This window comes from Pseudomonas sp. SLFW, from assembly GCF_009905615.1.
GTDB classification, from domain to species: domain Bacteria; phylum Pseudomonadota; class Gammaproteobacteria; order Pseudomonadales; family Pseudomonadaceae; genus Aquipseudomonas; species Aquipseudomonas bambusae.
This window is the reverse complement of record NZ_JAAAKW010000001.1, coordinates 759,865-786,650: the sequence shown is the minus strand read 5'-3', so window position 1 is coordinate 786,650 and position 26,786 is coordinate 759,865. Positions and strand designations below refer to the sequence as shown.

Genomic DNA, 26,786 nt, shown 5'->3' with positions numbered 1-26,786 from the left:
GTGTGTTGGGATGGGGTGTGGGGCATCAGGATGCGTCCTGTGCCTGATGCTTCAAATGGCCGAAGCTCGAAGGCTTGCGCGCCTTTTCGTACAGCTTGAGTTCGCCGTTCTCGACCTTGCGACGCAGGTACTGATACGTCTGCAAAGCCTGGCCGAACATGTGTTCGCCGATGGTGATCGCTTCGTACTCCGTGCCCTCTTTCTCGAATTGAGGCAGCGGTTTGATCTGGGTGTGGAAGTCGCAGGCGAAGAACAGCGGGAAGGAATAACGCTCCTCGCTGACCGTGCGTACCCGATGAGCCGTAGCAACGAACGTACCAGCGGTCATCACCTCCAGCATGTCGCCGATGTTCACCACGAACGCGCCTTCCACTGGCGGCGCGTCGATCCACTGGCCCAGATCGTTCATCACCTCAAGCCCCGGCTTGTCGGCCAGCAGCATGGTGAAGCACTCGTAGTCGGTGTGCGCACCAATACCGGGCGCATCCTGCGCGGCGCCGTCGAAGGGGTAGTGGATCAGGCGCAGCTTGGACGGCGGACGCGTGACCATCGCCTCGAAGTAGCCTTCCTCAAGGCCCAAGGCCAACGCGAAACCGTCGAACAGGCGACGACCCAAGGCGAACACGGCGGCGTAATAGGCTTCGACGGCGGCGCGGAAACCGGGCAAATCCGGCCATTCGTTCGCGCCGATCAGTGGGGTCTTGGCGATCACCAGCGGGTCTTCGTCGCCCACTTCGAAGCCGATGTCGAAGGCTTCCTTGTGATCGGGCTTGCCCTTGGCATACACCTCTTCACCTTCCGGGACGAAGCCTTTATGGCTGCGGGACGTGCCGATGTAATGCTGCATCTTGTAGTCGAGGGACTGGGCAAACAGATCCTTGGCCGCCTGGCGCAAACCCGCGATCAGCGCGGGCTCGATGCCGTGATTCTTGACGTACAGAAAGCCCACCTCACGCGCGGCCTTGCCGAGCTCGTCGGCCACGGCCTGACGGTCGGTGATGTCGGCGCTGAACAGACCGGCGATGTCCACCACCGGAATGCTGCTGAAGTTGGCCACTCTTGATTCGGTTGAGACGGCGGCCGCTTGAGACTCATCAGGCATGGCGAAACGCTCCTTATCGGCTTGTTGTGTGGGTGAAGCGCTGGAAATGTTCACGTTCGATCTGGGCCATGCACACGTTCAGCGACCACAGATCGGCCACCGGAACGTTGGTGAAGGGCAGGTGATGCAGGTAACCGTCCGCACCGAATTCCGGGGTCAGCGTGGTGACCTGGTAGCCGCGTGCCTGTTGGGATGTCCAGACCGCTTCCCAGTGCTGCTGATGGAACGCCAGTTCGACGGCGCGCTCCGGCGCGGCGGGGTGCGGGACTTGCGGACCTTGGTCGTAACCGACCCGGGCTTGAACGTGATGAACGCGCTCGACGAAAGCACTGAGGTCGTCTTCCGGGTCGTTGAGCAGGCGCTCGCAGGTGACGATCCAGTGGCTGATGTCGCTGGTGAAACGCAGATCCGGCAACTGACGAATCAGCTCCAGCGTCACCCACGGGTTGAACAGCGAGCGGGCGCGGTGGGTTTCGAAGGTGACGGTCTGGCCATGCTTGCGCGCCAGTTCCAGCGCCTGACCGAAGAACTCAACTTGTTGCGGCAGCTGCCAGCGGTCGTTCCCGGCCAGCACGTTGACGAAGCGCGGCGTCAACTCGGTGGACCAGGCGAGTTTCTTTTCGAGGTCGGTCAGGTGTTCGGCGAGGGTCGCCGATTGTTCAGGGAGGACGTCGTAGGCGGTGAAGACCGTGGCGATGTAAGGCAGGTGATTGGCCCGCAGAAACGCACCGAATTCGGCACGCTCGACCGGCGTCAGCGGCAGGCGCGCTTCCATGCCGTCGAACCCGGCCTCAAGCAGCTCGTCCAGCGCCTGAGCCTTGCTCGCAGCGTAGCCCCACATCGTGCGGAAGATTTCCAGTTTCATCGAACGTCCCCAAAGATTGCGTCTTGCGACTGACACGTGACCTCAGACATGGCTCCGCCACGGCGCGAGCCAAAACGGGGTACAGCGGCAGTCACATCAGAAAAGGCAATCTTCGGGCCGGGTCTCTACTGGACGGGCTCCTTTATTGGAGCCGATCTTAGGTTCGGCCGATGAACGGAAAGAATAGGAAAGCTCAAATGCATAGTTCAGAGATTTCTAAACTATGGTGGCGAGGGGCGGTTTAGACGTGGATGCACGTTTCTCTGTAGGAGTGAGCTTGCTCGCGATTGCGTTCACTCAATCAACACATCTATACCTGGCGGACAGTCATCGCGAGCAAGCTCACTCCTACAGGGTTGCGGTGAATTAGGTTCCTCGACTAATCCACAAAACCCATTACCCGCGTCTCCCCCAACAAAAACGCCTGATTCTGCTCGGTGGTCTGGCGGATGTAATCCCACAACAGGGTGATCCGCTTGAGTTTCCTCAAGTCCTCGCGGCAATACATCCAGAACTGCCGCGTGATGTTCACCTCTTCGGGCAACACCGGAAGCAGCCGCGGGTCTTGGGCGGCGAGGAAACAGGGGAGGATCGCCAGTGCCCGACCCTGCAACGCCGCGACGTATTGGGCGACCACGCTGGTGCTGCGCAGGTGGGCGTGGACGTCGGGGAGCAAATTGTTGAGGTAGAGCAATTCCGGGCTGAAGGCCAGGTCGTCGACGTAGCTGATGAAAGGATGGCCCACCAGATCATCGGTCTTGCGGATGGGCGGATGTTGGTCGAGGTATTCCTGTGTCGCGTACAGGCGCAAGCTGTAATCGCACAGTTTGCAGACGACATACGGGCCATGTTCCGGGCGCTCCAGGGCGATGACGATGTCGGCCTCGCGCTTGGACAGGCTGATAAAGTGCGGCAGGGGCAGGATGTCCACCGAGATGGCGGGGTAGGTGTCGGTGAAGTGGCTCAATTGCGGGGTCACGAAGAAACTGCCGAAACCTTCGGTGCAGCCCATGCGCACATGGCCCGACAATGCCACGCCGGACCCTGAGACTTGTTCGCAGGCAATGTGCAAGGTGCTTTCGATAGACTCCGCCGAACTCAGCAAACGCTGACCTTCTGCCGTTAGCACAAAGCCGTTGTTGCGCGACTTTTCGAACAGCAACGTCCCCAGCGAGGCCTCCAGCGAGTTGATCCGCCGCGACACCGTGGTGTAGTCCACTGCCAGCCGTTTGGCCGCTGAACTGGCCTTGCGCGTGCGCGCAACTTCAAGAAAAAACTTCAGGTCATCCCAGTTCAATGCGCTCAGGGAGGTGATGTGTTTTTGCATGATAGACCTGCTTTTATGTGCGTTCTTATTAGAAGTTTGCACATCTATACTCCGATGCAACCGATATCGCGAATCCGCTTTTGTAGGAGTGAGCTTGCTCGCGATGGCGGTATTTCAGTCACATCTATGTGAAATGACAGATCGCAGTCGTCCGAATGCGGCCCAGACCAAGCTCACTCCTACAGGTACGCGATCACAACGAGACCAACTGCATCACCCACATGCCATAACACCCTGCACAAAAATAATAAGCGGAGGAGTTTATGAAGGACGCTTTCACAGCGGACGCCGGTGTACCTGACGCCAGCGCTGCGAAGACCAAGACCAAGGCCTATCGGCTTGCCGGGGCGGCGAGCATGGCGGGTACGACCATTGAGTGGTACGACTTTTTTCTCTACGGCACGGCTGCCGCACTGATCTTCAACAAAATCTTCTTCCCTGCACTGGACCCGATCATCGGCGTGCTGGCGGCGTTCGCCACCTACGCGGTGGGTTTTCTCGGGCGTCCGTTGGGCGGCATCGTGTTTGGTCATTTCGGTGACAGAATCGGCCGCAAATCCATGCTGCTCGTCACCCTGATGTTGATGGGTGTGCCGACGATCATCATCGGCCTGATTCCCACGTACCAACAGATCGGCTACTGGGCCGCGGTCATTCTGGTGGGCATGCGCTTTTTGCAGGGCATGGCGGTCGGTGGCGAGTGGGGCGGCGCGGTGTTGATGGCCGTCGAGCACGCCCCTGAAGGCAGGAAAGGCTTCTACGGCAGCCTGCCGCAAACCGGCGTTGGCGCGGGTCTGGTGCTGGCGTCGCTGGCGATGGCCCTCGTCGCCAAATTGCCGGAAGCCGACATGCTCAGCTGGGGCTGGCGCATTCCGTTCCTGGCGAGCGTGCTGTTGCTGGGCGTGGGCTGGCTGATCCGTCTGAAAGTGCCGGAGTCGCCTGACTTCGAGAAGCTGAAAAAGGAAAAGATCGCCGTCAAAGTGCCGCTGTTCAAGGTGTTCCGTGATCACCCTCGCGAAACCCTGACCATCATCGGCGCGCGCACGGCGGAGAACGCCTGGTTCTACATGTCGGTGACGTTCGCCCTGGCCTACGCCGCCAACCAGTTGCAGATCCCTCGGGCCGATGTGTTGGGCGCTATCACCGCAGGCGCGGCCCTGTCGCTGGTGACGATGCCGCTGTGTGGGCATATCTCTGACCTCGTCGGCCAGAAGCGTCTTTACTTTGCAGGCCTGCTGTTGCTTTGCGCCTTCATCTACCCGTTCTTCGCCATGCTCGGCACCCGCGATCCGGTGCTGGTCTGGTGGGCGATGGTGCTGGCGGTAGGCGTGGTGTTCCCGATTCTGTACGCCCCTGAATCGCTGCTGTTCGCCCGGCAGTTCCCCGCCGAAATCCGCTACAGCGGCATCTCGGTGTCGGTCCAGCTGGCCGGTGTGCTGGGGGGCGGTTTCGCACCGATGATCGCCACGCAACTGCTGGCCATGGGCGACGGCAATCCGCATTACGTGATCGTGTACCTGATCGGCATGGCGTTGATCGCGCTGGTGTGTACGGCGTTGATGAAGCGCGATCCGTCGCGTCGTAAGCCCGCCTGAATCCTGCTTTTTCGGCGGTCGTGCAAGACCGCCACCTGAATGGAGAGTCCTGTAATGAACGCGTCACTGAATAAAAACAACACCGCTGTCGCTCACGTGAAACTGCTGATTAACGGAGAATGGGTCGATTCGCAAACCCGCGAGTGGCTGGATGTCGTCAACCCGGCGACCCAGGAAGTGCTGGCCAAAGTACCGCTGGCCACTGCCGCTGAAGTGGACGCTGCCGTCGCTGCTGCACAGGCCGCGTTCAAGACGTGGCGTGACACCCCGATTGGCGCCCGTCTGCGCATCATGCTCAAGCTGCAAGCGCTGATTCGCGAACACTCGAAGCGCATCGCCACTGTTCTCAGCGCGGAACAGGGCAAGACCATTGCCGACGCCGAAGGCGATATTTTCCGAGGTCTGGAAGTGGTCGAGCACGCCTGCTCCATCGGCACGCTGCAAATGGGCGAGTTCGCGGAGAACGTCGCAGGCGGCGTTGACACCTACACCTTGCGCCAACCGATCGGCGTGTGCGCGGGCATCACGCCGTTCAACTTCCCGGCGATGATTCCGCTATGGATGTTCCCGATGGCCATCGCCTGCGGCAACACGTTCGTTCTGAAACCGTCCGAGCAGGACCCGATGTCCACGATGTTGCTGGTCGAGCTGGCAGTGGAGGCGGGCGTGCCAGCGGGCGTGCTCAACGTCGTGCACGGCGGCAAGGACGTGGTGGACGCGATCTGCACCCACAAAGACATCAAGGCCATTTCCTTCGTCGGTTCGACCGCCGTCGGCACTCACGTGTACGACCTGGCAGGCAAACACGGCAAGCGCGTGCAATCGATGATGGGCGCGAAAAACCACGCCGTGGTGCTGCCGGATGCCAACCGTGAGCAGACGCTCAACGCCCTGGTCGGCGCGGGTTTTGGTGCTGCCGGGCAACGCTGCATGGCGACGTCGGTGGTGGTGTTGGTCGGTGCCGCGAAGCAGTGGGTGCCTGATTTGAAGGCGCTGGCGCAGAAGCTCAAAGTCAACGCGGGCAGCGAGGCGGGCACCGATGTCGGCCCGGTCATCTCCAAGCGCGCCAAGCAGCGAATTCTGGACCTGATCGAAAGCGGCGTGAAAGAAGGGGCAACGCTGGAGCTGGACGGCCGTGGCGTGAAAGTGCCGGGGTATGAAGAAGGCAACTTCGTCGGCCCGACCCTGTTCACCGGCGTGACCACGCAGATGCAGATTTACACGCAGGAAATCTTCGGCCCGGTGCTGGTGGTGCTGGAAGTCGACACGCTGGATCAGGCCATCGAGCTGGTCAACAGCAACCCGTTCGGCAACGGCGTGGGCCTGTTCACCCAGAGCGGGGCGGCGGCGCGCAAATTCCAGAACGCCATCGACATCGGCCAAGTCGGCATCAACATCCCGATCCCGGTGCCGGTCCCGTATTTCAGCTTCACCGGTTCGCGCGGCTCCAAGCTCGGCGACCTTGGCCCGTACGGCAAACAAGTGGTGCAGTTCTACACTCAGACCAAGACCGTCACCAGTCGCTGGTTCGATGACGACAGCGTGAATGACGGGGTGAACACGACGATCAATTTGCGTTGAGCCGCCATCGCGGGCAGCGTAACCCTTGTAGGAGTGAGCTTGCTCGCGATAGCAATCTGTCAGTTGCAGATGTTCTGACTGAAAACACCTCATCGCGAGCAAGCTCACTCCTACAGGGGGAGGCGGCGTTCGGATCTGAATCTGATAAGGAGAACAACAATGAAAATCGCATTCATCGGTCTGGGCAACATGGGGGCGCCGATGGCGCGCAACCTGATTCGCGCCGGGCATCAGCTGCACCTGTTCGACCTCAACCAGCAAGTGCTGGCCGAACTCGCCGAACAGGGCGGCCTCATCAGCGACTCGCCCAAACACGCGGCGCAAGAAGCCGAGCTGGTCATCACCATGCTGCCGGCCGCCGCTCACGTGCGTGCGGTCTACCTGAATGAAGACGGCGTGCTGGCCGGTATCCGGGCGGGCGTGCCTGCTGTGGATTGCAGCACCATCGACCCGCAGACCATCCGCGACGTGGCGGCAGCGGCCACCAAGCAGGGCGTGACCCTGGGTGACGCGCCGGTGTCCGGGGGCACGGGCGGTGCTCAGGCCGGGACGTTGACGTTCATGGTGGGCGCCAGTGTCGAGCACTTCAACGTGCTCAAGCCGATCCTGGCGCAGATGGGTCGCAACATCGTGCATTGCGGCGATGTCGGCACCGGCCAGATCGCCAAGATCTGCAACAACATGCTGTTGGGGATTTCCATGATCGGCGTGGCTGAGGCGATGGCCTTGGGCAACACGTTGGGGATCGACACCGGCGTGCTCGCCAACATCATCAACAGCTCGACAGGCCGTTGCTGGAGTTCGGAAATGTACAACCCGTGGCCGGGCGTCGTCGAAACCGCGCCTGCTTCTCGTGGCTACACCGGTGGATTCGGTGCGGATTTGATGCTCAAGGATTTGGGGCTGGCGACCGAAGCCGCGAAAGTGGCGCGTCAGCCGGTGATCCTTGGCGCGCTGGCGCATCAGCTGTATCAGGCGATGAGCTTGCGGGGCGATGGTGGGAAGGACTTCTCGGCGGTGGTTGAGGGGTATTTGAAAAAGGATTGATGGCTGTATCGCGTCTGATGCAGCCTTTCACTGTAGGAGTGAGCTTGCTCGCGATAGCGATGGATCGGGCACTTGGAGGTGTCTGATCTGACGCCATCGCGAGCAAGCTCACTCCTACAGGGATTGGGTTTCAACTCAGCGACTGACGGTGGGAGGCAGGTTTGTGAGGGGTTACCCCCTTGGCCCGTTGTAATCCTTCGCCCATTTCTCCTGCGTGACCAAGTGCTGCTTGAACCGCGCAATCTGCTCGGCAACGCGCGTCGGCGATGTTCCGCCCCAGCCGCTGCGCGCCGCCAAGGCTGCGTCGAGTGTCAAGGCTTCCAGCACGTCCGGCGTCAGCCTCGCATCGGTTTGCGCGAGCATGGCCGGGGTCAGTTCTTCCAGCCCGATCTCCTGCGCTTCACACAGTTGCACAAGTTGCCCGGTGATTTCGTGGGCCTCCTTGAACGGCACGCCACGCACGGCCAGCCAGTCTGCGACTTCGGTGGCGAGGGTGAAACCCAAGGGCGCCTGACGCAGCAATTCATCCTTGCGCACGGTCATCGTTCGCACCATCCCCGCAAACGCAGGCAACACCAGGTTAAGCGTGTCCACGGCGTCGAAAATCGCGTGTTTGTCTTCGCTCAAATCGCGGTTGTAGGACAGCGGCTGCGCCTTGAGGACTGACAGAATCGCCGTCAGCGAACCGATCAAGCGCCCCGATTTGCCCCGCGCCAGTTCCGCGATGTCCGGGTTTTTCTTCTGCGGCATGATTGAGCTGCCAGTGGCGTAGGCATCATCGAGCTCCACCCAGCGAAACTGCCGCGAGGTCCAGATGCAGAATTCTTCGGCCATGCGCGAAATGTTGATGCCGAGCATGCTGGCGCAGAACAGGAATTCGGCGACGTGATCGCGGCTGGCGACGGCATCAATGGAGTTCTCGCAGGGCCCTGCGTAGCCCAGCTCTGCGGCGGAGCTTTGCAGGTCGCGGGCAATTGCCGAACCCGCCATGGCGGCGGCACCCAGCGGCGACAGGTTGAAGCGCTTGTCCCAATCCTGAAGTCGCAGGATGTCGCGATGAATCGCTTGGCCGTGGGCCATCAAATGATGAGCGAAGACGATGGGCTGGGCCTGCTGCAAATGGGTGAAGCCGGGCGCGATGGTGTCCACGTGCTGCTCGGCCTGAGCCACGAGCGCATCCTGCAGGTCGAGGATCGACAGGGTGAGCAGGCGAATCTGATCGCGCAGAAACAGGCGCATGTCGTTGGCGGTCTGGTCGTTGCGCGAGCGACCGGCGCGCAGCTTGCCGCCCAGTGCGCCGAGGCGCTCGGTCAGCAGGCGCTCGATGAAGGTGTGCACGTCCTCGTCGGCCGGGATGGGCTGGATCTGCCCGGCGGCGAAGTCATCGTTGATCGCTTCGAGGGTGGCGATGATGTCGCGGGTTTCGTCAGCGGTCAGCAGGCCTGCACGTTCGAGCTCATGGGCATGGGCCTTGGACCCGGCGATGTCGTACGGCGTCATGCGGAAGTAGATGGCAGGCGAGCGCGACAGGTTGGCCATGGCCGCAGCGGGCCCGGATTTGAATCGCGCGCCCCACAGGCGCTCGGTAGCATCAGACATAAGCCTTTTCCCTCGGGTACGTTGATTGCTGGCAAGCCAGACGTCGAGGAATCCTAGGAAATAGCCGGGATCAGGGGAATGTTACAAATGGCAAGTGGACTTGGCAGAAATGGAAAGCTGTCCGGATCGTCAGCTCGGGATTCTCGATGAAAACCGCGATGCCTCTGTAGGCGCGAGTTCATTCGCGAGAGGCCAGTATTGCTGACACATCTCCAGCGCCGGACCCTCTTCGTCGGAATGCCGCCCAGAATAAATTCGCCCTACAGTGGGTAACGACCGGACCGAAACAAAGTAAGGCGTGGTCGGTTATCAATCAGGCAGGCGAACCCGCCAACAGCGCGTTCAACTCGCCTTTGCGCTCCAGCAGCGCCATGTCGTCAAAGCCGCCGACATGAATGTCACCGATGAAAATCTGCGGCACGGTGCGACGGCCACTGCGCTCCATCATGATGGTGCGCTGTTCCATGGAGGCCTGAACGTTGATCTCGTTGTATTCCACGCCTTTCGCTTTGAGCAGATTCTTGGCGGCGACGCAGTAGGGGCAGCTGTTGGTCGTGTAGAGGGTGACTTCGGACATGACAATGAACTCCGTGGTCGGGCCTTGTGTGGCAGCCCTGGAGGAATATTCGAATGGCTCGATGCTTGGCAGGACCATTCATGACGGACGCAATACTATTCCTGTTTCTGGAAATGTCCGCGCAAATTCACGCTATGGGGTCGATAGATCGTCTGAATCACTCGTGGCATCTACTGCCCGTTGCCTACCGTTTTTGCAAAAAAAAGGAGCTGCGATGGGCAGCTCCTTTGGTCGTTGGCGGCGTCAGCTATCACGCAAACACGAAATACTTGCGCACGGTTTCGACCACTTCCCACGTGCCTTTCATGCCCGGCTCGATGATGAATTTGTCGCCGGCTTTCAGGTGGATCGGCTCTTTGCCTTCAGGGGTGATGATGCAATAGCCTTCCTGGAAGTCGCAGTATTCCCACTTCGTGTACTCGACGTACCATTTGCCCGGCGTGCAGATCCAGGTGCCCATGATCTTTTCGCCGTCGGCGCTGGTGTAGGCGTTCAGGTTGACGGTGTGTGGGTCGCCGCCGATGCGCTCCCATTTGCAGGCGTCGACGACGGGCAGTGGGGTGGTGTCGCGAAGAAGGATGATCGAGTCGCTCATGACAGCTCCAGAAAGGGGTGGCGGGAATTGCGCTCACCCACCTTAGGGGTGTCTGAGGCGCGTCAGTTGTCTGGGCTCGACATCGAGGTGTCCAGAAACGCAGTTTCTCCGGCCAAATGACGCACCAGCGCCTTGGCGTATGTCGGCAGCACGGCAAAGTCAGGCGCGCACAGCAGCAGTTTGCGGTCTGCCCACGGGTCGATCAGCGGTACGCTTTTCAGCTGGCCCGCCTGTTGAAAGCGTTCGACCGCCGCTTGGGGCACGACTCCGAGACCCGCACCGCGCAAGACCATGCGCAACACGCCATCGAAGCTCTCGGCGCGCACGCGGGTCTTGATGCGTCGGCCCAAATGCAACGCCTGTTCTTCAAGGTAAATCGCCATGGCGCTGTTGACCCCCAGCCCGACGAACTCGTAGGCCAATGTCTGGCTGAATCGCAGGCCTTCAAGCGAATCATCGATTTGCTCGGTGAGGGGATGATCGAACGGCATGATCAGGGTCAGCGGGTCGGCGCAAAACGGCAGAGTCTGCAGATCACTGGCATCGACGGCATTGGAGATGATGCCGATGTCCGCTGCGCCGTGGCGCACGGCGTGAAGGATGCGCAGGCTGGGATGTTCTTCGAGGCTGATGTCGATGTTCGGGTGGCGGGCGAGAAAATCAGCCAGCTTTTCCGGGAGGTATTCACTGAGCGCCGAGGTATTGCACAACAGGCGGATCTGGCCTTTGAAGCCGTGGGCGTAATCGGTGAGGTCGGCTTGCAAGCGCTCGACCTGTTGCAGAATCAGCCGCGCATGCTGCGCCAAGGCTTTGCCAGCTGCTGTCGGTGTAACCCCCCGTCGCCCGCGTTCCAGCAGCGCGACGCCCAGCGACGACTCCAGCCCACGAATCCGCGCACTGGCCGATGGCAGCGACAAATGACTGCGAGCGGCCCCGGCGGTGATATTGCCGGCTTCGGTCACGTGGAGAAAAAGCTTCAGGTCGATCAGGTCGAAGTGCATGGTTGCTTGTTTTTCCGAATCGAACTGGATTTCCTGGCCTGACGCAGATCCCCTGTAGGAGCGAATTCATTCGCGATGCAGACGTACAAGCGATACACCTCTGTTGCCTGAACCCTCTTTCGCGAATGAATTCGCTCCCACAGATGACCGCCGCCAGGCATGACAACCGGTTCGCACAAGGCTCTGTTTCAGACAAAGGCTGATTCAATATATCGCAGATTCTAAACCCTGCCCGATTGGCTCATCATCCGCCCATGAATACTTTCTTTTCGCTCTATCAAAACATCGGCTGGAGCCTGACCGCTCTCGTGCTGTTCGCCTTCCTGCTGGCAGGCACCGTCAAGGGGGTGATCGGCATGGGGCTGCCGACGGTCGCCATGGGGTTATTGGGCGTGGCTATGTTGCCGACGCAGGCTGCGGCGCTGTTGCTGATTCCCTCGACCTTCACCAACGTTTGGCAACTGGCGGCGGGCGGGCATCTGCGCGATATCGGCAAACGGCTGTGGCCACTGTTGGCGATGATCGTCGTCGGCACAGGGTTGGGTTCGTACGTATTGGGAATGGGCAGCGCGCACAGCATGGGTCGGGCGTTGGGCGGCGCGCTGTTCGTTTACGCACTGTGCGGGCTGTTTCTGCCGACGCTCAAGGTACCGCCCCGCGCGGAAGTCTGGCTGGGGCCTCTATGTGGGCTCATCACCGGCCTGATCACGTCAGCCACCGGCGTGTTCGTGATTCCGGCCGTGCCTTATCTTCAAGGCCTCGGGCTGGATCGCAATCAACTGGTGCAGGCGCTGGGGTTGTCGTTCACCGTGTCGAGCCTCGCGCTGGGCGCGGGTCTGTTCTGGAACGGTGCTCTGGGCAGCGCTGAAATGAGCGCCTCGTTGCTGGCGGTCATTCCGGCGCTGTTGGGCATGATGATCGGCCAATGGCTGCGGCAGCGCATCAGTGCCGTGACCTTCAAGCGCGTATTCTTCATCGGCATGGCGCTGCTCGGGCTGCACCTGATGATCGCCGGTTGAGAGCGTGAACTCAGCGAACCGCAGACGATGGGCTGAGCATGTCCACGCGGCGAATGTCGAAATCTCGCTCCAGATACTCCATGCGTTTCTCGAAAAACTCGGCCATGTGTGGCAGCGCTGAGTGTACGTCCAGGTGCGCCTTCGATTGCCAGATCTCATAGAAAATGAACAGCGTTGGGTCCTGCTGATCGCGCAGCATGTGGTACTCGATGCAGCCGTCTTCGCTGCGGCTCGCCGCGACATAACCGCTGAATAGCGCTTCGAATTCTGCCGCTTTTTCCGGCTTGGTCTGGGCATGGAGAATGAAACCGTGCATGTCGCTCATAACGCCTCCTGAATGAAAGTGGCGGCATTCTAAGTCAACAATAAGCCATCCACTTGTGCGTCTAGGGCAAAAGCGTTTTGCCTGGTCATGGCTTGGTCAACGACCGTTGGGTCGGTACTCTGCCGTCCATTCCAACGCTCTATTCCAACATTCCATCCCATTTATGAATGCTCGACAGCGGCGTTTTTTCGCAAGCGGCCCGACATCGAGTCACGACGAGGTTTTCAATGAAGAAGGTTCTGTTCATTAACGGCGGCAAGCAATTCGCGCACTCCGACGGCCGCTACAACGCCACCCTGCACGACGCTGCGCTGGCCTTCATGGACCGCGCCGGTTTTGACGTGCAGCAGACGTTCATCGACGGCGGTTACGACGTCGCTGCAGAAGTGCAGAAATTTCTTTGGGCTGACGTGATCGTCTGGCAGATGCCGGGCTGGTGGATGGGCGCGCCGTGGACCGTGAAAAAGTACATCGACGAAGTCTTCACTGAAGGCTACGGCAGCCTGTACGCCAACGACGGCCGCACCCGCTCCGACGCTTCGCAGAAATACGGCAGCGGCGGTCTGTTGCAGGGCAAGCAGTACATGATTTCGGCCACCTGGAACGCGCCGCAGCAAGCATTCGACGACCCGACCGACTTCTTCGAAGGCAAGGGCGTGGACGCGGTGTACTTCCCGTTCCACAAGGCCAATCAGTTCCTCGGCATGACAGGCCTGCCAACCTTCCTGGCGGTGGACGTGATGAAAGTGCCGAACATCGAGGCTGACGTGAAACGCTACGAAGCGCATCTGGCGTCGGTGTTCGGCGTCTGAATAACGCTGCGTGTCGGATAACGACGCAGCGTTTGGGGATCACTTCACGCCGTTGAGAAACAGCGTGGCGTGTTTGACGAACAGATCTGGATATTGGTAGATCGCCCCGTGGTTCGAATCGGGGTAGATCTCCAGCTGGGCGTTCGGCAGGTTCTGTTGCAGGGTCACGTCGTTGGCGGTGTAGAACACGATGTCGTGACTGCCCGCGACAACCAGCGTCGGCTGCTTGATGTTTTTCAGGTAGTCGTTGGCGTGGTCCGACGGCGCACCCCAACCCGCGATGGCGGCGGCTTGCGCGGGTGCCGTCTTGTCGCTGACGTTGACGTCGCGGTTGACCTTGCGCGCACGCAGGCGGGTCAGGAACTCGCGACCGGAAGCCTGGCTTTCAGCGCTCTGGGTGAAGAACACGTCCAGCAGCAACTCGTCCGGCACGTCGCGTTTCTTCGCCAGATAGCCCTGGAACTCAGGTGTCAGCGACGCCATGCCCACGCCGCCCTGTGGCGATGAGCCCACCAGAATCAGGCGACGCACCACGTCTGGATGGTCGAGTGCCACTTGCTGAGCAATCAGGCTGCCCATCGAGAACCCCAACAAGTCAGCCTTCTTCACGCCCAACGCCTGGAGCAGGCCGGCAGCGTATTTGGCCATGTCCTGGATGTTGTTCGGCACTTCACCGCTCGAGCTGGCGACGCCTGCGTTATCGAACAGAATGACTTCGCGATCCTTGGCAAAACCGTCGATGACCTTCGGGTCCCAACTGTCGAGGTTGCCCACGAAGTGTTGAAGAAACACCAACGGTACGCCGCCGGTTTTGCCGAAGCGGCGGTAGGCCAGGCGCGCGCCGTTCACGTCGACGAATTGGGTCGGCGCAGTTTGATGGGTATAGCTGTGCGCGGCTTGATGGCCTGCCGGGGGGGTACTCGCGTGAGCGGGCAGAAATGAACAGGCAGCGCTCAGCGCAGCGATGGCCAGGGTCTGGCGCAACGCCCAATGGGTGTTGAAAACGGTCATGTGGGTGTACTCGAAAAGAGCTGAAAGATCAGTGGATTATGGGAACGCCCCGACCCTTTGCAGGCCGGGGCGCACACGTGGTCAGGCCGGGCTTCTGACGCTGGCGCGTTGCTGCACGTTGGCTTGCCAGGACTTCAGCGCCGTGCATTCTTCAGGGATGTCGATGCTGGCGAAGCCGGCAAATACGAGACCTGCAAGCACGGTAATGTCAGCCATGGAGAACGCGTCACCCGCCACATACGGCTGGCTGCTCAGCACCTGGTTGAAATACTTCATGCCGGCGACGGCTTTGTCCCGTTGACGATTGCCCCAGTCCACGCGGCCTTCCCATTCCGGGCTTTTGTACGGCTGCAAGCCTGCGCCCAGACCGGGAGTGGCGTGGTGGAAGTAAAAGCCCACCGGGTCGGCGAGTTCGGATTCCGCACGTTTCTGCATCATATGGATGACGGCCTTTTCCTTCGGCGTCTTGCCGGTCAGGGTCGGATTGCCGTCGAGGTTATCGAGGTATTCGGTGATGGCGGTGCATTCGGAAATATAGGTGCCGTCATCCAGTTGCAACACGGGTACTGTGCCCGTTGGGTTAAGCGCCAGAAACGCCGGTTGCTTGTGTTCCGCTGCGGGCAGGTCGATCTTCACAAACTCCACATTGGAGGCCAGGCCTTTTTCGGCCAGCACGATTCGGATGCGCAGGGGATTGGGGAAACCGGGAATGTCGAAAACTTTCATGCGAGCTCCATAGCTGTCTATCTATCGGTAGGTATACAATGCGCGCAGATGAAATTTGCTGTCAATGCCTATCTATCGATAGGCAGAATTTTTTTGCCGGGCGAGAGTTTGGCATCGCCCGCCAAGGGGGTAACGGAACATGAACATGAACACGAACATGGACACCCGGGAAACGATCATGACGGTCGCCCGCAAAATGGTGCAGACCCGTGGTTACAACGGCTTGAGTTTTCGTGAACTGGCCAAGGAAGTCGGCATCAAGAGCGCGAGCATTCACTACCACTTCCCCACCAAGGGGGATCTGGGCAGTGCCTTGGCCAAGCGCTACACCGAAGACGGTTTCGCCTATCTGAGCGATTTGCGCGCCAATTCCGACGACCTGGAGACGTGGATACAGGGTTACACCGGAATCTTTCGTGCGGCGTTGGTCAACGACAACCGCATGTGCCTGTGCGGGATCATGGCCGCCGAATACGACGACCTGCCGCCGGAGGTGCGGGTCGAGGTTGATCACTTCACCGACGTCAATGTGAAGTGGCTGAGCGAAGTGCTGGCCACCTGTCGTCCGCAGCTGTCCGAAGACGAAGCGCAGCAGCAGGCGATGGCGATCTACGCGGCGGTGGAAGGCGCGCAATTGGTGGCGCGTGGAAGGGGCGACATCGGCGTGTTCGACACCACCATCCTGGCCTACCGCGCGGCGGGTCTGCTGCCATGAAGGCCCGGTCCGATGAGCTGCAGGTCTTCGTTTCAGTGATCGAAAGCGGCTCGATATCCGCCGCCGCGGAACAGATCGGTCAGACGCCGTCGGCCATCAGCCGCACCTTGTCACGGCTCGAAGCCAAGCTCGGCACCACGCTGATCAACCGCACCACGCGGCGCATGGACCTGACCGAAGAGGGCAAGTTTTTCCTCGAACGCGCCAAGCAGATCCTCGGGCAAATGGAAGAGCTGGAAGAGCGCATGTCGCTGCGCCAACAGACACCGTTCGGACGCCTGCGAATCAACGCCGCCTCGCCGTTCATGCTGCATTCCATCGTGCCTTACGTGGCCGAATTCCGGACGCTCTACCCGGATATCCAGCTGGAATTGAACAGCAACGACCTGATCATCGACCTGTTGGAGCAGAGCACCGATGTCGCTATCCGCATCGGCGCATTGGCCGATTCGACGCTGCATGCGCGATCACTCGGTTCCAGCCCGCTGAACATCCTTGCCAGCCCCGATTACCTGAAAAAGCACGGCACGCCGAAGACGGTCGAAGCGTTGAGCGGGCATTCGTTGTTGGGCTTCACGCAGACCGAAACCCTGAATCACTGGCCCTTGCGGCACAGCGAGGGTGACCGGCTGTTCATTCAGCCGACGGTCGCTGCTTCGAGTGGCGAAACCTTGCGTCAGCTGGCGTTGGCGGGAGAGGGCATCGTCTGCCTGTCGCACTTCATGACCCACGAAGACATCCGCCTTGGTCGCCTGAAAGTTGTCCTGTCACAGGCCAACAGCGGCTATCGCCAGCCGATTCACGCGGTCTATTACCGCAACTCGCAACTGGCGCTGAGGATTCAGTGCTTTCTGGATTTCATTCAGGAGAAGCTGGCGAATTATGCGGCGTGAGGTCCTGTGGCCAACCATCCTTTGCTAGCGGAGCGACTGCAACCGCCCGATCCCGCGCGTGAAGGCGAAATTGGCGATGCACTTGTAATTCACCATCGCGAAGGCCGTGTCGGCGGCTGAGCCGTTTCGCAGCGTCTGACCACAGCTGAGCGCTCCGTCCCCGGTCGGGGACGCCCGAAAGATGTACACGACGACATCTGCGCTGCTTTTGTTGCGCAGTGCGATCAAGTCGTCCATCTGCTCATCCTTGAAGTTCTGCGGGCGCGTGGGTTCTGCACCGGGACGCCTTGCTTTCGGCATGTCGTCGGTCACCTGATAGGCGACCAGTCGCAGTCTGATGCCAACCATGCTGTTGATGTAGCTCTGATTGGCGAGGGCCACGGCCAGTTGCATCAAGGCCACCATGTCGCCCTGATACTCAGCCACTGTGCTCTGCGGCACGACCGTCATCACCTCGATGTGGGTGAGCGTGGGATCAGCGGAGGGCACGAGCGACCTCGAAGACGCGGTCGTCTTCTTGCCCGAGGGAGGTTTCGCAAGCAACGGCTCTTCCCGTTCAGGAGGCATTTTCGTGCCGTCCAGGACGACCACCACATGGCGATCCGCTCCGACCGGACGGATTTCAAACAGCTGCGAGCCTTGCCTGATCATCCCCGTGATCGTTTCTCCGGATTTCACCAGAGTGATGGAATTTTGAGGGTCCTGCCATTGCGGGATGTCGGGCTGAACGCTGGCGTGAGGCTCGAGATTGCCGAACCACAGGATACTTTGTGAGCCATCGGGGTTCGTCACCTCTTCAGTGCGGACTTTGGTGGCGGTGATCGGGTGGTCGATCAACGTGAGGTTGAGGGTTTTCTGATTCAGGGTGATGGCGTGGGGATCGACGCTGACTTCCTGCACGCTTTGTGTGGCGGGGAATGCCTCGATCGTCTTCAAGGCTTTTTGAAAGGCAACGTCAGCCTGGACGGGATCAGGTGCTGCCCCGAGGAAGGGCTGACCTTCCAGGTTCCTGAGGAAAAGCGCGGCGAGGGTGATCACCAGGATCGCCATCAGGGTCGAAATCACTTTCATGAACAATGCTCCGTGCAACGGTATTCGCAGCCATGCGTCTCTTTACCTTAGCCACGTCAACCTGCCGCCAACTGATCGATTCGAAATCAAACGCGCCGTGCTTATCGCGATGATTCGTGCGCACAGGTCAAAAGGCATTTGGTCTGTCCTGCCTTTTTCGTAACGAATCCCAGGCCGATACTGACCGCTATCGCTTACCACGAACGGGAGTCACCTCATGAACATATTCATTACCGGCGCCGCAGGTTTTATCGGTGGCTCCAATGCAACGGGCCTGGCTCGTAAGGGCCATCAGGTCACCGGTCTGGTGCGCAGCGCGGAACAGGCAGAAGAACTCAAGGCGCTGGGCATCGTCCCGGTCATTGGCACACTTGACGATAACGCCCTGCTCACCGAGCAAGCCCGCCAGGCGGACGGCGTCATCAACGCGGCCAGCAGCGATCATCGCGGTGCTGTCGAAGCGTTGATCGAAGGCCTGAAAGGTTCGAACAAACCTTTCTTGCATACCAGCGGATCGAGCATCGTCGGCGACGCATCGGGCGGCAAAGGCACCGACAAGATTTACTACGAAGACCAGCTGCCTGCCGCGACGCCGGACAAGGCCGCCCGCGTCGCCATCGACGACCTGGTGCTCGCCGCCGCGAAAGACGGCGTACGTTCGGCGGTCCTCTGCAACACGCTGATCTACGGCCACAGCCTGGGTGTGAAGCGCGACAGCGTGCAGCTGCCACGATTGGTTAAACAAGCACGCAAGAGCGGCGTCGTACGTCACGTCGGCACCGGCGGCAACATTTGGTCCAACGTGCACATCAACGACGTGGTTGAGCTGTACGCACTGGCGCTGGAGAAGAACCCGGCCGGGACTTTCTACTTTGTCGAAAGTGGCGAAGCGTCCTTCCTCGACATGAGCAACGCCATTGCCGACGCCATGGGGCTGGGCAAAGCGCAGGACTGGCCGCTGAAAGACGCCGAGGCCGAGTGGGGTTATGAAATGGCCAATTACGGTCTGGGTTCCAACAGCCGGGTCCGTGGCAAACACGCGCGTGAGCTGCTGGGCTGGGTGCCGAAAACCACGTCGGTGATCGAGTGGATTCGCAATGAAATGATCCGTGCTTGAATGAGCGCGCTCCAACAATGTTTAGCGGCCACCTACGGGTGGCCGTTTGCGTTTGAGCAATATTTACCGGACATCGCAGAGCACAGAGCGCTAGTCTGGTCAGCATTCAGACAGCCCGGCTGTCACAAGCTGATACCTTTGTTCATTCACAAGGAAGCTCCATGCGAGTCGCGACGTTCAAAACCCTCGCCTTGTCGGTGATTTTCGCCGTCAGTTCTCCGGTGTACGCCATTGCGCTGGAGGGCGGCGCCGTGGCCTCACCTGACCAGTACGGCGCTGAAGTGGCCGCGCAAATCCTGAAAAAAGGCGGTAACGCGGTCGATGCCGCCGTCGCGACAGCCTTCACCCTGGCCGTGACCTATCCCGAAGCGGGCAACATCGGTGGCGGGGGCTTCATGACCCTCTTCATGAATGGCAAACCGTACTTCATCGACTATCGCGAAACCGCGCCCAAGGCCGCCAGCCGCGACATGTACCTTGACGACAAGGGCAACGTGATTCCCGGCATGAGCCTGATCGGCGCCCGTGCTTCCGGCGTGCCGGGCACGGTCATGGGGTTGTGGGAGGCACACCAGAAATTCGGCAAGTTGCCGTGGTCTGAACTGCTGACCCCCGCCATCGGCTACGCGAAGAACGGCTTCACCGTCGCCGAGAAACAGAACATGTACGGCGCCGAGGCGATCAAGCAGCTCAACGGCAAGACCCACTTCGGCGACTATTTCGGCAGCATGAAAAAAGGCGAAATTTTCCGCCAGCCCGAACTCGCCAAGACCCTGGAACGTATTGCCGACAAGGGGGCGGATGAGTTCTACAAAGGCCAGACCGCCGACCTGCTCGTTGCACAAATGCAAGCTGACAATGGCCTGATCACCAAACAGGACCTGGCCGATTACAAAGCCGTGTGGCGCAAGCCGCTGCATGTCAATTTCAATGGCAACACCCTTTACACCGCGCCGCTGCCGAGTTCCGGCGGCGTGGCGCTGGCGCAGTTGATCGGCATAAAAGAGCAGTTGGCCGATGACTTCAAGGGCGTGCCATTGAACTCGGCGCGTTACATTCACTTGCTCGCTGAAATTGAAAAACGTGTGTTCGCCGATCGTGCGAATTATCTGGGCGATCCGGACTTTTCAAAGGCGCCGGTCAGCGAGCTGATTGATCACGTGTACCTGGCCGATCGCGCTCGCGAGATCAACCCGACCGCCATTTCACCCACCGAGAACGTAAAGGCCGGGCTCGAGTCTCACCAGACCACCCACTTTTCCATCGTCGATGCCAAGGGCAACGCCGTCAGCAATACCTACACGCTGAATTGGGATTACGGCAGCGGCGTGGTGGTCAAGGGCGCGGGTTTTTTGATGAACGACGAGATGGACGATTTCAGTTCCAAACCCGGTGTGGCGAATGCGTTCGGCGTAGTCGGTGGTGACGCCAACGCCATCGAACCGGGCAAGCGAATGCTGTCGTCCATGAGCCCGAGTCTGGTGACTCGGGACGGCGCCGTGACACTGGTGTTGGGCACGCCGGGCGGCTCACGGATTTTCACCACCGTGTTTCAGGTGCTGAATAACCTCTATGACTTCCACATGCCCCTGAAAGACGCCGTCGCCGCGCAGCGGGTTCATCATCAATTGCTGCCGAAGGACACGATCTACACCGAGAAATTTGCGCCGCTGAACGAGAAAGTCGCCGACGAACTCAAGGCAATGGGCTACACGCTGAAAGATCAGGGCTGGTCGATGGGCAACATTCAGGCGATCAAGATCGACGGCACGAAAGTCGAAACCGCGTCGGACCCGAGAGGGCGAGGCGTAGGGGAGGTTGTGAAGTAGGGCAGGATCAGCGCGGTCTTACGGTTTTGTGCTTTGAGCAGAGCCAGTCAGCCCCGCAAACCACTGTGGGAGCGGATTCATCCGCGAGACGCCGGTACAGACGACAGAAAATTATCGTCTGAGCGTGAGTCTTGCGAATGAATTCGCTCCCACAGTGTGAAAACCATCAGGCCTTCAGGTCATTTGCTTAGTGATGCTCACGCGTCGCACGGAATTTCACGTCTGGCCAGCGCTCTTCCATCAGGCTCAGGTTGACCCGCGTTGGCGCGAGGTAGGTCAGGTGACCGCCGCCGTCCAGTGCCAGGTTTTCCACGGCCTTGTTCTCGAATTCTTCGAGCTTCTTCTTGTCGCTCGAATCGATCCAGCGAGCTGACCACACGGTGATCGGCTCGTAGGAGCATTCCACCTTGTATTCTTCCTTCAAGCGGCTCGCGACCACGTCGAACTGCAGTACACCGACCGCGCCGAGAATGATGTCGTTGCTGCGCTGCGGGAAGAACACCTGGGTGGCGCCTTCTTCGGCCAGTTGCTGCAGACCCTGACGCAGTTGCTTGGATTTCAGCGGATCACGTAGACGAACGCGGCGGAACAGTTCCGGTGCGAAGTGCGGAATACCGGTAAAGCCCAGGCCTTCGCCTTCAGTGAAGGTGTCGCCGATCTGGATCGTGCCGTGGTTGTGCAGACCGATGATGTCGCCCGCGTAGGCTTCTTCCAGCTGTTCACGCTCACTGGAGAAGAACGTCAGCGCGTCGCCGATGCGCACGTCCTTGCCAGTCCGCACATGGCGCATTTTCATGCCCTTGTCGTACTTGCCCGAGCAGATGCGCATGAACGCGATGCGGTCGCGGTGTTTAGGGTCCATGTTCGCCTGAATCTTGAACACGAAGCCCGAGAACTTCTCTTCCACCGGCTCGACGGTGCGCTCATTGGCCACCCGTGCCAACGGCTTCGGCGCCCAGTCCACGACGGCGTCGAGCACGTGATCGACACCGAAGTTGCCCAGTGCGGTCCCGAAGAACACCGGGGTCAACTGGCCGTCGAGAAACTCTTGTTGATCGAAGGTGTGGCAGGCGCCCTGCACCAGTTCCAGTTGCTCGATGAAGCGCTCGTACTCGTCGCCCAAGTGGGCGCGGGCTTCGTCGGAGTCCAGCTTCTCGATGATTTTGGTTTCGGTACGCTCATGACCATGACCGGCGGTGTAGACAATGATGTAGTCGTCGGCCAGGTGATAAACACCCTTGAAGTCACGGTAGCAGCCAATCGGCCAGGTGATCGGGGCGGCTTTGATCTTCAGGACCGCTTCGATTTCGTCCAGCAGTTCGATAGGGTCGCGGATGTCGCGGTCGAGCTTGTTGATGAAGCTGACGATTGGCGTGTCGCGCAGACGGCAGACGTCCATCAGGGCGATGGTCCGCGGCTCTACACCCTTACCGCCGTCGAGCACCATCAGCGCCGAGTCCACTGCGGTCAGGGTGCGATAGGTGTCTTCCGAGAAGTCTTCGTGGCCCGGGGTGTCGAGCAGGTTGATCATGTGTTCGCGATAGGGGAACTGCATGACCGACGTGGTAATGGAAATACCACGCTGCTTTTCCATCTCCATCCAGTCGGACGTGGCATGGCGGTCGGATTTGCGGGATTTCACCGTACCGGCGACGGCAATCGCCTTGCCCATCAGCAAAAGCTTTTCAGTGATGGTGGTCTTACCGGCGTCGGGGTGAGAAATAATGGCGAAAGTGCGGCGTTTCGCGACTTCGGCGGCCTGTCTGGTCATGGGAAATCGCCCGAGAGGTGATTCAAAAAAGGGCGGCGATTATAGCCCAAACGAAAGCAATAACCGAACCGTTCAGTCAATCAAGGGTGGCCAAATAGCATCTCGCGTGGGAACCTTTGCGGTTCCGGAGACGTCCACTCCCTGGCAATGCAAACCGCCAAGGGACGCAAAATCAGCAAGTTAGCTTGACGAAGCTGCGCTCATGGCTCGTGTTTTCGCCGAGGTTCAACCCTTTCCGGCGACCCACCCGCTGCTCTTCGCGAACGTTCGCAGATGGTCAGAAATGGCCGTTCACGCGAGGCGTTCGCCGACTGAAATAAGGAGTCCGCCCGTGGCTAATCGCTATGGCAAGGGGCTGATGGGAGGTGCGACCGCTGTCGTACTCCTGGCCCTGCTGATCCACTGGATCGGCATCGATACACTCAAGCAGTATCAGGATGATCTGCTGTTCTACCTGCAAGCCCACGTCATGTTGGTGCTGGCGTCCATGCTGGCGGCACTGGTGGTCGGAATCCCGACCGGCATTGTGCTTAGCCGACCGAACATGGTTGGCCGCGCCGAACGTTTCATGCAGATCTTCAACATCGGTAACACCGTTCCCCCTCTTGCAGTGCTGGCCATCGCCCTGGGCGTCCTGGGTATTGGCAGCGGACCTGCGATCTTCGCGCTGTTCCTCGCCTCACTGTTGCCCATCGTGCGCAACACCTACGAAGGCCTTAAAAACGTTCAGGGTTCGCTTAAAGAAGCCGCCACCGGCATCGGCATGACACCGCGTCAGGTGTTGTGGCGCGTCGAGCTGCCCAATGCCGTGCCGATCATCATCGGCGGCGTGCGGGTCGCGCTGGCGATCAACGTCGGGACTGCGCCACTGGCGTTCCTGATCGGCGCCAACAGCCTTGGCAGCCTGATCTTCCCCGGCATCGCCCTGAACAATCAGCCGCAACTCGTGCTGGGCGCCGCGTGTACCGCGCTGCTGGCCCTGTTGCTCGATGGCGCCGTGACCCTGGCGAGTCGTCTTTGGCTGGAACGTGGCCTGGCTCGATAACGGGTCGCGCAGAGAAAGGAATTCGCATGAAGAAGTTATGCACATTAATAGTGGGCGCGGGCCTGCTGCTGTCCGGGTTAGCCCAGGCGGCCGAGATGCCGGTGTTGCGCATCGGCGCGCGAGTCTTCACCGAACAGACGATCCTCGCCGAACTGACCGCGCAATACCTGCGCGACAAAGGCTATCAGGTTCAGATCACCGGCGGCCTGGGTAGCAACCTGGCGCGCAGTGCGCAGGAATCCGGTCAGCTCGACATGCTCTGGGAATACACCGGGGTGTCGCTGGTTTCGTACAACCACATCGACGAAAAGCTCAACAGTGAGCAGACCTATCAACGGGTCAAGGAACTGGACGCGAAGAAGGGCCTGGTGTGGCTGTCGCCGTCCAAGTTCAACAACACCTATGCGCTGGCGCTGCCGGACAAGGTCGCGCAGCAATACCCGCAGATCACCAATGTTTCAGGCCTGACGGCTGTGCTTAAAGACGAAGCCAAACAGGGTCATATCGTCGCGCTCGACACCGAATTTGCTAACCGTTCCGACGGTCTGGTGGGGCTGGTCAAGCACTACGATATGAACTTGGGCCGCGAGAACACGCGCCAGATGGACGCCGGTCTGGTGTACACCGCGTTGAAGAACGGGCAAGTGTTCGCCGGTCTGGTCTACACCACCGATGGTCGCTTGAATGCTTTCAAGCTCAAGGTGCTGGACGATGACAAGCACTATTTCCCGGACTACACCGCCGCGCCGGTGATTCGCAAAGAGTACCTGGACAAGCACCCGCAACTGGCCGAACAGCTCAAGCCGCTGGCTGCGCTGCTGGATAACCAGACCATGATCGACCTGAACGCGCGCATCGACGTCAATCACGAAAGTCCTACCGTCGTGGCGGCCGATTTCCTGCGCAGCCATCCGATCAATCCTTCCGCTGACAGCGTGCCGATCAAACAGACGCCGGTAGAGCAACAGGAGAAGAAACTATGAGCTTCTTCAGCGCTTTTTCTCATCTGGACTGGAATCAGGTGTTTCACCTGACCCTGCAACACATCACCCTCGTCGGTATCGCAGTGACCCTGGCGATTCTGGTGGGCGTGCCGTTGGGCGTGGTCATGACGCGCTTCCCGGCGCTGGCCGGCCCCCTGCAAGCCAGCGCGACGGTGCTGCTGACCGTGCCGTCGATTGCCCTGTTCGGGTTGTTGCTGCCGTTCTACTCCAAGTTCGGCCAGGGCCTTGGGCCATTGCCTGCGATCACGGCGGTGTTCCTTTATTCGCTGCTGCCGATCATGCGCAATACCTACCTGGCGCTGACCGGCGTTGAACCCGGCATTCGCGAAGCCGCCCGCGGCATCGGCATGACCTTCGGCCAGCGCCTGCGCATGGTCGAGCTGCCCATCGCCGTGCCGGTGATCCTCGCCGGTGTGCGCACCGCCGTGGTCATGAACATCGGCGTCATGACCATCGCCGCCACCATCGGTGCCGGTGGCCTCGGCGTCCTCATCCTCGCTTCAATCAGCCGCAGCGACATGTCGATGCTCATCGTCGGCGCCGTTCTGGTCAGCATTCTGGCCATCTTCGCTGACCTGCTTCTGCAATGGCTGCAACGCTCGCTGACTCCAAAAGGATTGCTCAAATGACTGCCAAGACCATGATCGAACTGCAAGACCTCACCAAGACGTTCCAGAGCAATGGCAAGGAAGTGAAGGCCGTCGATTCCGTGAGCCTGACGGTCAATGAAGGCGAAATCTGCGTGTTCCTTGGCCCGTCGGGTTGCGGCAAAAGTACGACGCTGAAAATGATCAACCGCCTGATCATGCCGACCTCCGGCAAGGTGTTGATCAATGGCGAAGACACCACTCAGCTCGACGAAGTGACCCTGCGCCGCAACATCGGCTACGTGATTCAACAGATCGGCCTGTTCCCCAACATGACCATCGAAGAAAATATTGTGGTCGTGCCGAAGCTGCTGGGCTGGGACAAGCAGAAATGCCACGACCGCGCCCGCGAGCTGATGAGCATGATAAAGCTGGAGCCGAAGCAGTATTTGCATCGCTATCCGCGCGAATTGTCGGGTGGCCAGCAACAGCGGATCGGCGTGATTCGCGCACTGGCGGCCGATGCGCCGTTGCTGCTGATGGACGAGCCGTTCGGTGCGGTGGACCCGATCAACCGCGAGATGATCCAGAACGAGTTCTTCGAGATGCAGCGTGCGCTGAACAAGACCGTGATCATGGTCAGCCATGACATCGACGAAGCCATCAAGCTGGGTGACAAGATCGCGATTTTCCGTGCGGGAAAACTGCTGCAGATCGATCACCCGGACACGCTGCTGGCGCACCCTGCAGACGATTTCGTCAGCAACTTCGTCGGGCAGGACAGCACCCTCAAGCGCCTGTTGTTGGTGAAAGCCGAAGACGCCGCCGACAACGCGCCGAGCGTCAGCCCGGAAACGCCGGTGGCCGATGCGTTGGAAGCGATGGACGAAAATGACCGCCGCTACGTGGTCGTCACCGACGCCGCGAACAAGGCCATGGGCTACGTACGTCGCCGCGACCTGCACCGCCAGACCGGCACCTGCGAGCAATACCTGCGCCCGTTCAACGCCACCGCCGCCTACGACGAACACCTGCGCATCCTGCTGTCGCGCATGTACGAGTTCAACCGCGCGTGGCTGCCGGTGCTGGACGCCGAGAACGTGTTCCTGGGCGAAGTGACGCAAGAGTCGATCGCGGCGTACCTGAGTTCGGGGCAGTCGCGGGGTAAGAAGACCAATATCGTTTCGCCAGCAGAAGCGGCGGAGCAGGCGGCGTCGGTTTAAGGTAACGGGATCAGGCGCAACCCCCAGCGCCTGATCCCACAGCTTCGCGAATGAATTCGCTCCCACAGTCAGCGCGCGTTCAGCCTTTATAGCAGCACCACTTGCCACCCTCTGACGGTCGAAATGCAATCGACCTGTGGGAGCGAATTCATTCGCGATGGGATCGCACCGATAACGCTTCTCTCGCCTGAGACCCACCTCTCTCGCCACACGGCTTCCCAAGGCAGCGCCATCGAAATCACAGCCGCTGGCAAGTCGTGCCGCTGCAGTGCGTTCGTCTGCCTATTCGATCAGCGGGAACATCAGCCTGTCACATCGGTCGGTTACTACAGGGTGATTGAACGAGCGT

Annotated in this window: 25 protein-coding genes; 13 read left to right on the top strand and 12 right to left on the bottom strand. The window is 60.1% G+C overall.

From position 1 onward, the window contains the following. Positions 1–25 precede the first annotated feature (25 nt). From GVN17_RS03315 to GVN17_RS03305, 3 genes are all read right to left on the bottom strand, one after another. Complete coding sequence (locus GVN17_RS03315) at positions 26–1,102, bottom strand: isopenicillin N synthase family oxygenase (protein ID WP_166593783.1); 1,077 nt, start codon at positions 1,100–1,102, stop codon at positions 26–28. Between the two features lie 13 nt (positions 1,103–1,115). Then, a complete protein-coding gene (locus GVN17_RS03310; RefSeq protein ID WP_166593782.1) occupies positions 1,116–1,967 on the bottom strand; it encodes a sugar phosphate isomerase/epimerase in 852 nt (283 codons plus the stop codon). 379 nt (positions 1,968–2,346) lie between these two features. Next, positions 2,347–3,294, bottom strand: a complete 948-nt coding sequence (locus tag GVN17_RS03305) for a LysR family transcriptional regulator (RefSeq protein WP_218576054.1) — start codon at positions 3,292–3,294, stop codon at positions 2,347–2,349. A gap of 263 nt (positions 3,295–3,557) precedes the next feature. On the opposite strand from GVN17_RS03305, the gene GVN17_RS03300 reads away from it, so the two are divergent. The 3 genes from GVN17_RS03300 (at position 3,558) to mmsB (ending at position 7,517) form a co-directional block, all read left to right on the top strand. Then, a complete protein-coding gene (locus GVN17_RS03300; protein WP_166593780.1) occupies positions 3,558–4,889 on the top strand; it encodes an MFS transporter in 1,332 nt (443 codons plus the stop codon). Between the two features lie 54 nt (positions 4,890–4,943). Beyond that, a complete protein-coding gene (locus GVN17_RS03295; RefSeq protein ID WP_166593779.1) occupies positions 4,944–6,470 on the top strand; it encodes a CoA-acylating methylmalonate-semialdehyde dehydrogenase in 1,527 nt (508 codons plus the stop codon). Between the two features lie 159 nt (positions 6,471–6,629). Next, entirely contained in the window at positions 6,630–7,517 is an 888-nt protein-coding gene (mmsB, locus tag GVN17_RS03290; protein ID WP_166593778.1) for a 3-hydroxyisobutyrate dehydrogenase, read from the top strand. A 171-nt stretch (positions 7,518–7,688) separates the two neighbouring features. On the opposite strand, the gene argH is transcribed toward mmsB, so the two are convergent. From argH to GVN17_RS03270, 4 genes are all read right to left on the bottom strand, one after another. Further along, the gene (gene argH, locus GVN17_RS03285) at positions 7,689–9,116 is read right to left on the bottom strand and encodes an argininosuccinate lyase (RefSeq protein ID WP_166593777.1); all 1,428 of its coding nucleotides are present in this window, start codon (positions 9,114–9,116) and stop codon (positions 7,689–7,691) included. A gap of 313 nt (positions 9,117–9,429) precedes the next feature. Continuing rightward, complete coding sequence (gene grxC, locus GVN17_RS03280) at positions 9,430–9,693, bottom strand: glutaredoxin 3 (protein ID WP_166593776.1); 264 nt, start codon at positions 9,691–9,693, stop codon at positions 9,430–9,432. 250 nt (positions 9,694–9,943) lie between these two features. Continuing rightward, a complete protein-coding gene (locus GVN17_RS03275; RefSeq protein ID WP_166593775.1) occupies positions 9,944–10,288 on the bottom strand; it encodes a cupin domain-containing protein in 345 nt (114 codons plus the stop codon). A gap of 62 nt (positions 10,289–10,350) precedes the next feature. After that, complete coding sequence (locus tag GVN17_RS03270) at positions 10,351–11,289, bottom strand: LysR substrate-binding domain-containing protein (RefSeq protein WP_166593774.1); 939 nt, start codon at positions 11,287–11,289, stop codon at positions 10,351–10,353. A gap of 254 nt (positions 11,290–11,543) precedes the next feature. On the opposite strand from GVN17_RS03270, the gene GVN17_RS03265 reads away from it, so the two are divergent. Next, complete coding sequence (locus GVN17_RS03265) at positions 11,544–12,308, top strand: sulfite exporter TauE/SafE family protein (RefSeq protein ID WP_166593773.1); 765 nt, start codon at positions 11,544–11,546, stop codon at positions 12,306–12,308. Positions 12,309–12,318: 10 nt separating this feature from the next. Here the strand turns inward: GVN17_RS03265 and GVN17_RS03260 are convergent, their stop codons facing one another. After that, positions 12,319–12,633, bottom strand: coding sequence for a putative quinol monooxygenase (locus GVN17_RS03260; protein WP_166593772.1), 315 nt, complete (start codon positions 12,631–12,633; stop codon positions 12,319–12,321). 227 nt (positions 12,634–12,860) lie between these two features. On the opposite strand from GVN17_RS03260, the gene GVN17_RS03255 reads away from it, so the two are divergent. Continuing rightward, positions 12,861–13,445, top strand: coding sequence for an NAD(P)H-dependent oxidoreductase (locus GVN17_RS03255; RefSeq protein ID WP_166593771.1), 585 nt, complete (start codon positions 12,861–12,863; stop codon positions 13,443–13,445). A gap of 39 nt (positions 13,446–13,484) precedes the next feature. Here GVN17_RS03255 and GVN17_RS03250 read toward each other — a convergent pair whose 3' ends face one another. Both GVN17_RS03250 and GVN17_RS03245 read right to left on the bottom strand, forming a co-directional pair. Further along, on the bottom strand, positions 13,485–14,456 hold the full coding sequence (locus GVN17_RS03250) for an alpha/beta fold hydrolase (RefSeq protein WP_166593770.1): 972 nt from the start codon (positions 14,454–14,456) through the stop codon (positions 13,485–13,487). Between the two features lie 81 nt (positions 14,457–14,537). Beyond that, positions 14,538–15,182, bottom strand: a complete 645-nt coding sequence (locus GVN17_RS03245; RefSeq protein ID WP_166593769.1) for a glutathione S-transferase — start codon at positions 15,180–15,182, stop codon at positions 14,538–14,540. Between the two features lie 145 nt (positions 15,183–15,327). Here GVN17_RS03245 and GVN17_RS03240 point away from each other — a divergent pair, with 145 nt between their 5' ends. Both GVN17_RS03240 and GVN17_RS03235 read left to right on the top strand, forming a co-directional pair. Next, positions 15,328–15,897, top strand: coding sequence for a TetR/AcrR family transcriptional regulator (locus tag GVN17_RS03240; RefSeq protein ID WP_218576053.1), 570 nt, complete (start codon positions 15,328–15,330; stop codon positions 15,895–15,897). After that, complete coding sequence (locus tag GVN17_RS03235; protein ID WP_166593768.1) at positions 15,894–16,790, top strand: LysR family transcriptional regulator; 897 nt, start codon at positions 15,894–15,896, stop codon at positions 16,788–16,790. The genes GVN17_RS03240 and GVN17_RS03235 overlap by 4 nt, the downstream gene beginning before the upstream one ends. Before the next feature lie 24 nt (positions 16,791–16,814). Here GVN17_RS03235 and GVN17_RS03230 read toward each other — a convergent pair whose 3' ends face one another. Continuing rightward, a complete protein-coding gene (locus tag GVN17_RS03230) occupies positions 16,815–17,861 on the bottom strand; it encodes a hypothetical protein (protein WP_166593767.1) in 1,047 nt (348 codons plus the stop codon). A 217-nt stretch (positions 17,862–18,078) separates the two neighbouring features. On the opposite strand from GVN17_RS03230, the gene GVN17_RS03225 reads away from it, so the two are divergent. Together GVN17_RS03225 and ggt are read left to right on the top strand one after the other, a co-directional pair. Further along, the gene (locus GVN17_RS03225) at positions 18,079–18,978 is read left to right on the top strand and encodes an NAD-dependent epimerase/dehydratase family protein (RefSeq protein WP_166593766.1); all 900 of its coding nucleotides are present in this window, start codon (positions 18,079–18,081) and stop codon (positions 18,976–18,978) included. 161 nt (positions 18,979–19,139) lie between these two features. Then, positions 19,140–20,807 (top strand): gamma-glutamyltransferase, encoded by a 1,668-nt coding sequence (ggt, locus tag GVN17_RS03220; protein ID WP_166593765.1) that lies wholly within the window; start codon positions 19,140–19,142, stop codon positions 20,805–20,807. A gap of 187 nt (positions 20,808–20,994) precedes the next feature. Here the strand turns inward: ggt and GVN17_RS03215 are convergent, their stop codons facing one another. Beyond that, positions 20,995–22,578, bottom strand: a complete 1,584-nt coding sequence (locus tag GVN17_RS03215; protein WP_166593764.1) for a peptide chain release factor 3 — start codon at positions 22,576–22,578, stop codon at positions 20,995–20,997. A gap of 331 nt (positions 22,579–22,909) precedes the next feature. Here GVN17_RS03215 and GVN17_RS03210 point away from each other — a divergent pair, with 331 nt between their 5' ends. From GVN17_RS03210 to GVN17_RS03195, 4 genes are read left to right on the top strand one after another with little or no spacing between them, the layout of a single operon-like run. Next, positions 22,910–23,623: an ABC transporter permease gene (locus GVN17_RS03210; protein ID WP_166593763.1), complete on the top strand. Its 714-nt coding sequence runs from the start codon at positions 22,910–22,912 to the stop codon at positions 23,621–23,623. Between the two features lie 26 nt (positions 23,624–23,649). Further along, the gene (locus tag GVN17_RS03205) at positions 23,650–24,606 is read left to right on the top strand and encodes a glycine betaine ABC transporter substrate-binding protein (RefSeq protein ID WP_166593762.1); all 957 of its coding nucleotides are present in this window, start codon (positions 23,650–23,652) and stop codon (positions 24,604–24,606) included. Then, positions 24,603–25,256, top strand: a complete 654-nt coding sequence (locus GVN17_RS03200; protein ID WP_166593761.1) for an ABC transporter permease — start codon at positions 24,603–24,605, stop codon at positions 25,254–25,256. The genes GVN17_RS03205 and GVN17_RS03200 overlap by 4 nt, the downstream gene beginning before the upstream one ends. A gap of 11 nt (positions 25,257–25,267) precedes the next feature. Then, entirely contained in the window at positions 25,268–26,437 is a 1,170-nt protein-coding gene (locus GVN17_RS03195) for a betaine/proline/choline family ABC transporter ATP-binding protein (RefSeq protein WP_166593823.1), read from the top strand. The last annotated feature ends 349 nt before the right edge of the window (positions 26,438–26,786 follow it).

What these genes read in the sequence shown, in the direction of transcription:
- GVN17_RS03230 (WP_166593767.1), bottom strand. Translation starts at nt 17,861, where the DNA reads ATGAAAGTGATTTCGACCCTGATGGCGATCCTGGTGATCACCCTCGCC.
- GVN17_RS03260 (WP_166593772.1), bottom strand. Translation starts at nt 12,633, where the DNA reads ATGAGCGACATGCACGGTTTCATTCTCCATGCCCAGACCAAGCCGGAA.
- GVN17_RS03275 (WP_166593775.1), bottom strand. Translation starts at nt 10,288, where the DNA reads ATGAGCGACTCGATCATCCTTCTTCGCGACACCACCCCACTGCCCGTC.
- GVN17_RS03215 (WP_166593764.1), bottom strand. Translation starts at nt 22,578, where the DNA reads ATGACCAGACAGGCCGCCGAAGTCGCGAAACGCCGCACTTTCGCCATT.
- GVN17_RS03310 (WP_166593782.1), bottom strand. Translation starts at nt 1,967, where the DNA reads ATGAAACTGGAAATCTTCCGCACGATGTGGGGCTACGCTGCGAGCAAG.
- GVN17_RS03245 (WP_166593769.1), bottom strand. Translation starts at nt 15,182, where the DNA reads ATGAAAGTTTTCGACATTCCCGGTTTCCCCAATCCCCTGCGCATCCGA.
- ggt (WP_166593765.1), top strand. Translation starts at nt 19,140, where the DNA reads ATGCGAGTCGCGACGTTCAAAACCCTCGCCTTGTCGGTGATTTTCGCC.
- GVN17_RS03205 (WP_166593762.1), top strand. Translation starts at nt 23,650, where the DNA reads ATGAAGAAGTTATGCACATTAATAGTGGGCGCGGGCCTGCTGCTGTCC.
- GVN17_RS03250 (WP_166593770.1), bottom strand. Translation starts at nt 14,456, where the DNA reads ATGACCGTTTTCAACACCCATTGGGCGTTGCGCCAGACCCTGGCCATC.
- GVN17_RS03300 (WP_166593780.1), top strand. Translation starts at nt 3,558, where the DNA reads ATGAAGGACGCTTTCACAGCGGACGCCGGTGTACCTGACGCCAGCGCT.
- GVN17_RS03265 (WP_166593773.1), top strand. Translation starts at nt 11,544, where the DNA reads ATGAATACTTTCTTTTCGCTCTATCAAAACATCGGCTGGAGCCTGACC.
- GVN17_RS03315 (WP_166593783.1), bottom strand. Translation starts at nt 1,102, where the DNA reads ATGCCTGATGAGTCTCAAGCGGCCGCCGTCTCAACCGAATCAAGAGTG.
- GVN17_RS03295 (WP_166593779.1), top strand. Translation starts at nt 4,944, where the DNA reads ATGAACGCGTCACTGAATAAAAACAACACCGCTGTCGCTCACGTGAAA.
- GVN17_RS03195 (WP_166593823.1), top strand. Translation starts at nt 25,268, where the DNA reads ATGATCGAACTGCAAGACCTCACCAAGACGTTCCAGAGCAATGGCAAG.
- argH (WP_166593777.1), bottom strand. Translation starts at nt 9,116, where the DNA reads ATGTCTGATGCTACCGAGCGCCTGTGGGGCGCGCGATTCAAATCCGGG.
- mmsB (WP_166593778.1), top strand. Translation starts at nt 6,630, where the DNA reads ATGAAAATCGCATTCATCGGTCTGGGCAACATGGGGGCGCCGATGGCG.
- GVN17_RS03255 (WP_166593771.1), top strand. Translation starts at nt 12,861, where the DNA reads ATGAAGAAGGTTCTGTTCATTAACGGCGGCAAGCAATTCGCGCACTCC.
- GVN17_RS03305 (WP_218576054.1), bottom strand. Translation starts at nt 3,294, where the DNA reads ATGCAAAAACACATCACCTCCCTGAGCGCATTGAACTGGGATGACCTG.
- GVN17_RS03270 (WP_166593774.1), bottom strand. Translation starts at nt 11,289, where the DNA reads ATGCACTTCGACCTGATCGACCTGAAGCTTTTTCTCCACGTGACCGAA.
- GVN17_RS03235 (WP_166593768.1), top strand. Translation starts at nt 15,894, where the DNA reads ATGAAGGCCCGGTCCGATGAGCTGCAGGTCTTCGTTTCAGTGATCGAA.
- GVN17_RS03225 (WP_166593766.1), top strand. Translation starts at nt 18,079, where the DNA reads ATGAACATATTCATTACCGGCGCCGCAGGTTTTATCGGTGGCTCCAAT.
- GVN17_RS03240 (WP_218576053.1), top strand. Translation starts at nt 15,328, where the DNA reads ATGAACACGAACATGGACACCCGGGAAACGATCATGACGGTCGCCCGC.
- GVN17_RS03200 (WP_166593761.1), top strand. Translation starts at nt 24,603, where the DNA reads ATGAGCTTCTTCAGCGCTTTTTCTCATCTGGACTGGAATCAGGTGTTT.
- grxC (WP_166593776.1), bottom strand. Translation starts at nt 9,693, where the DNA reads ATGTCCGAAGTCACCCTCTACACGACCAACAGCTGCCCCTACTGCGTC.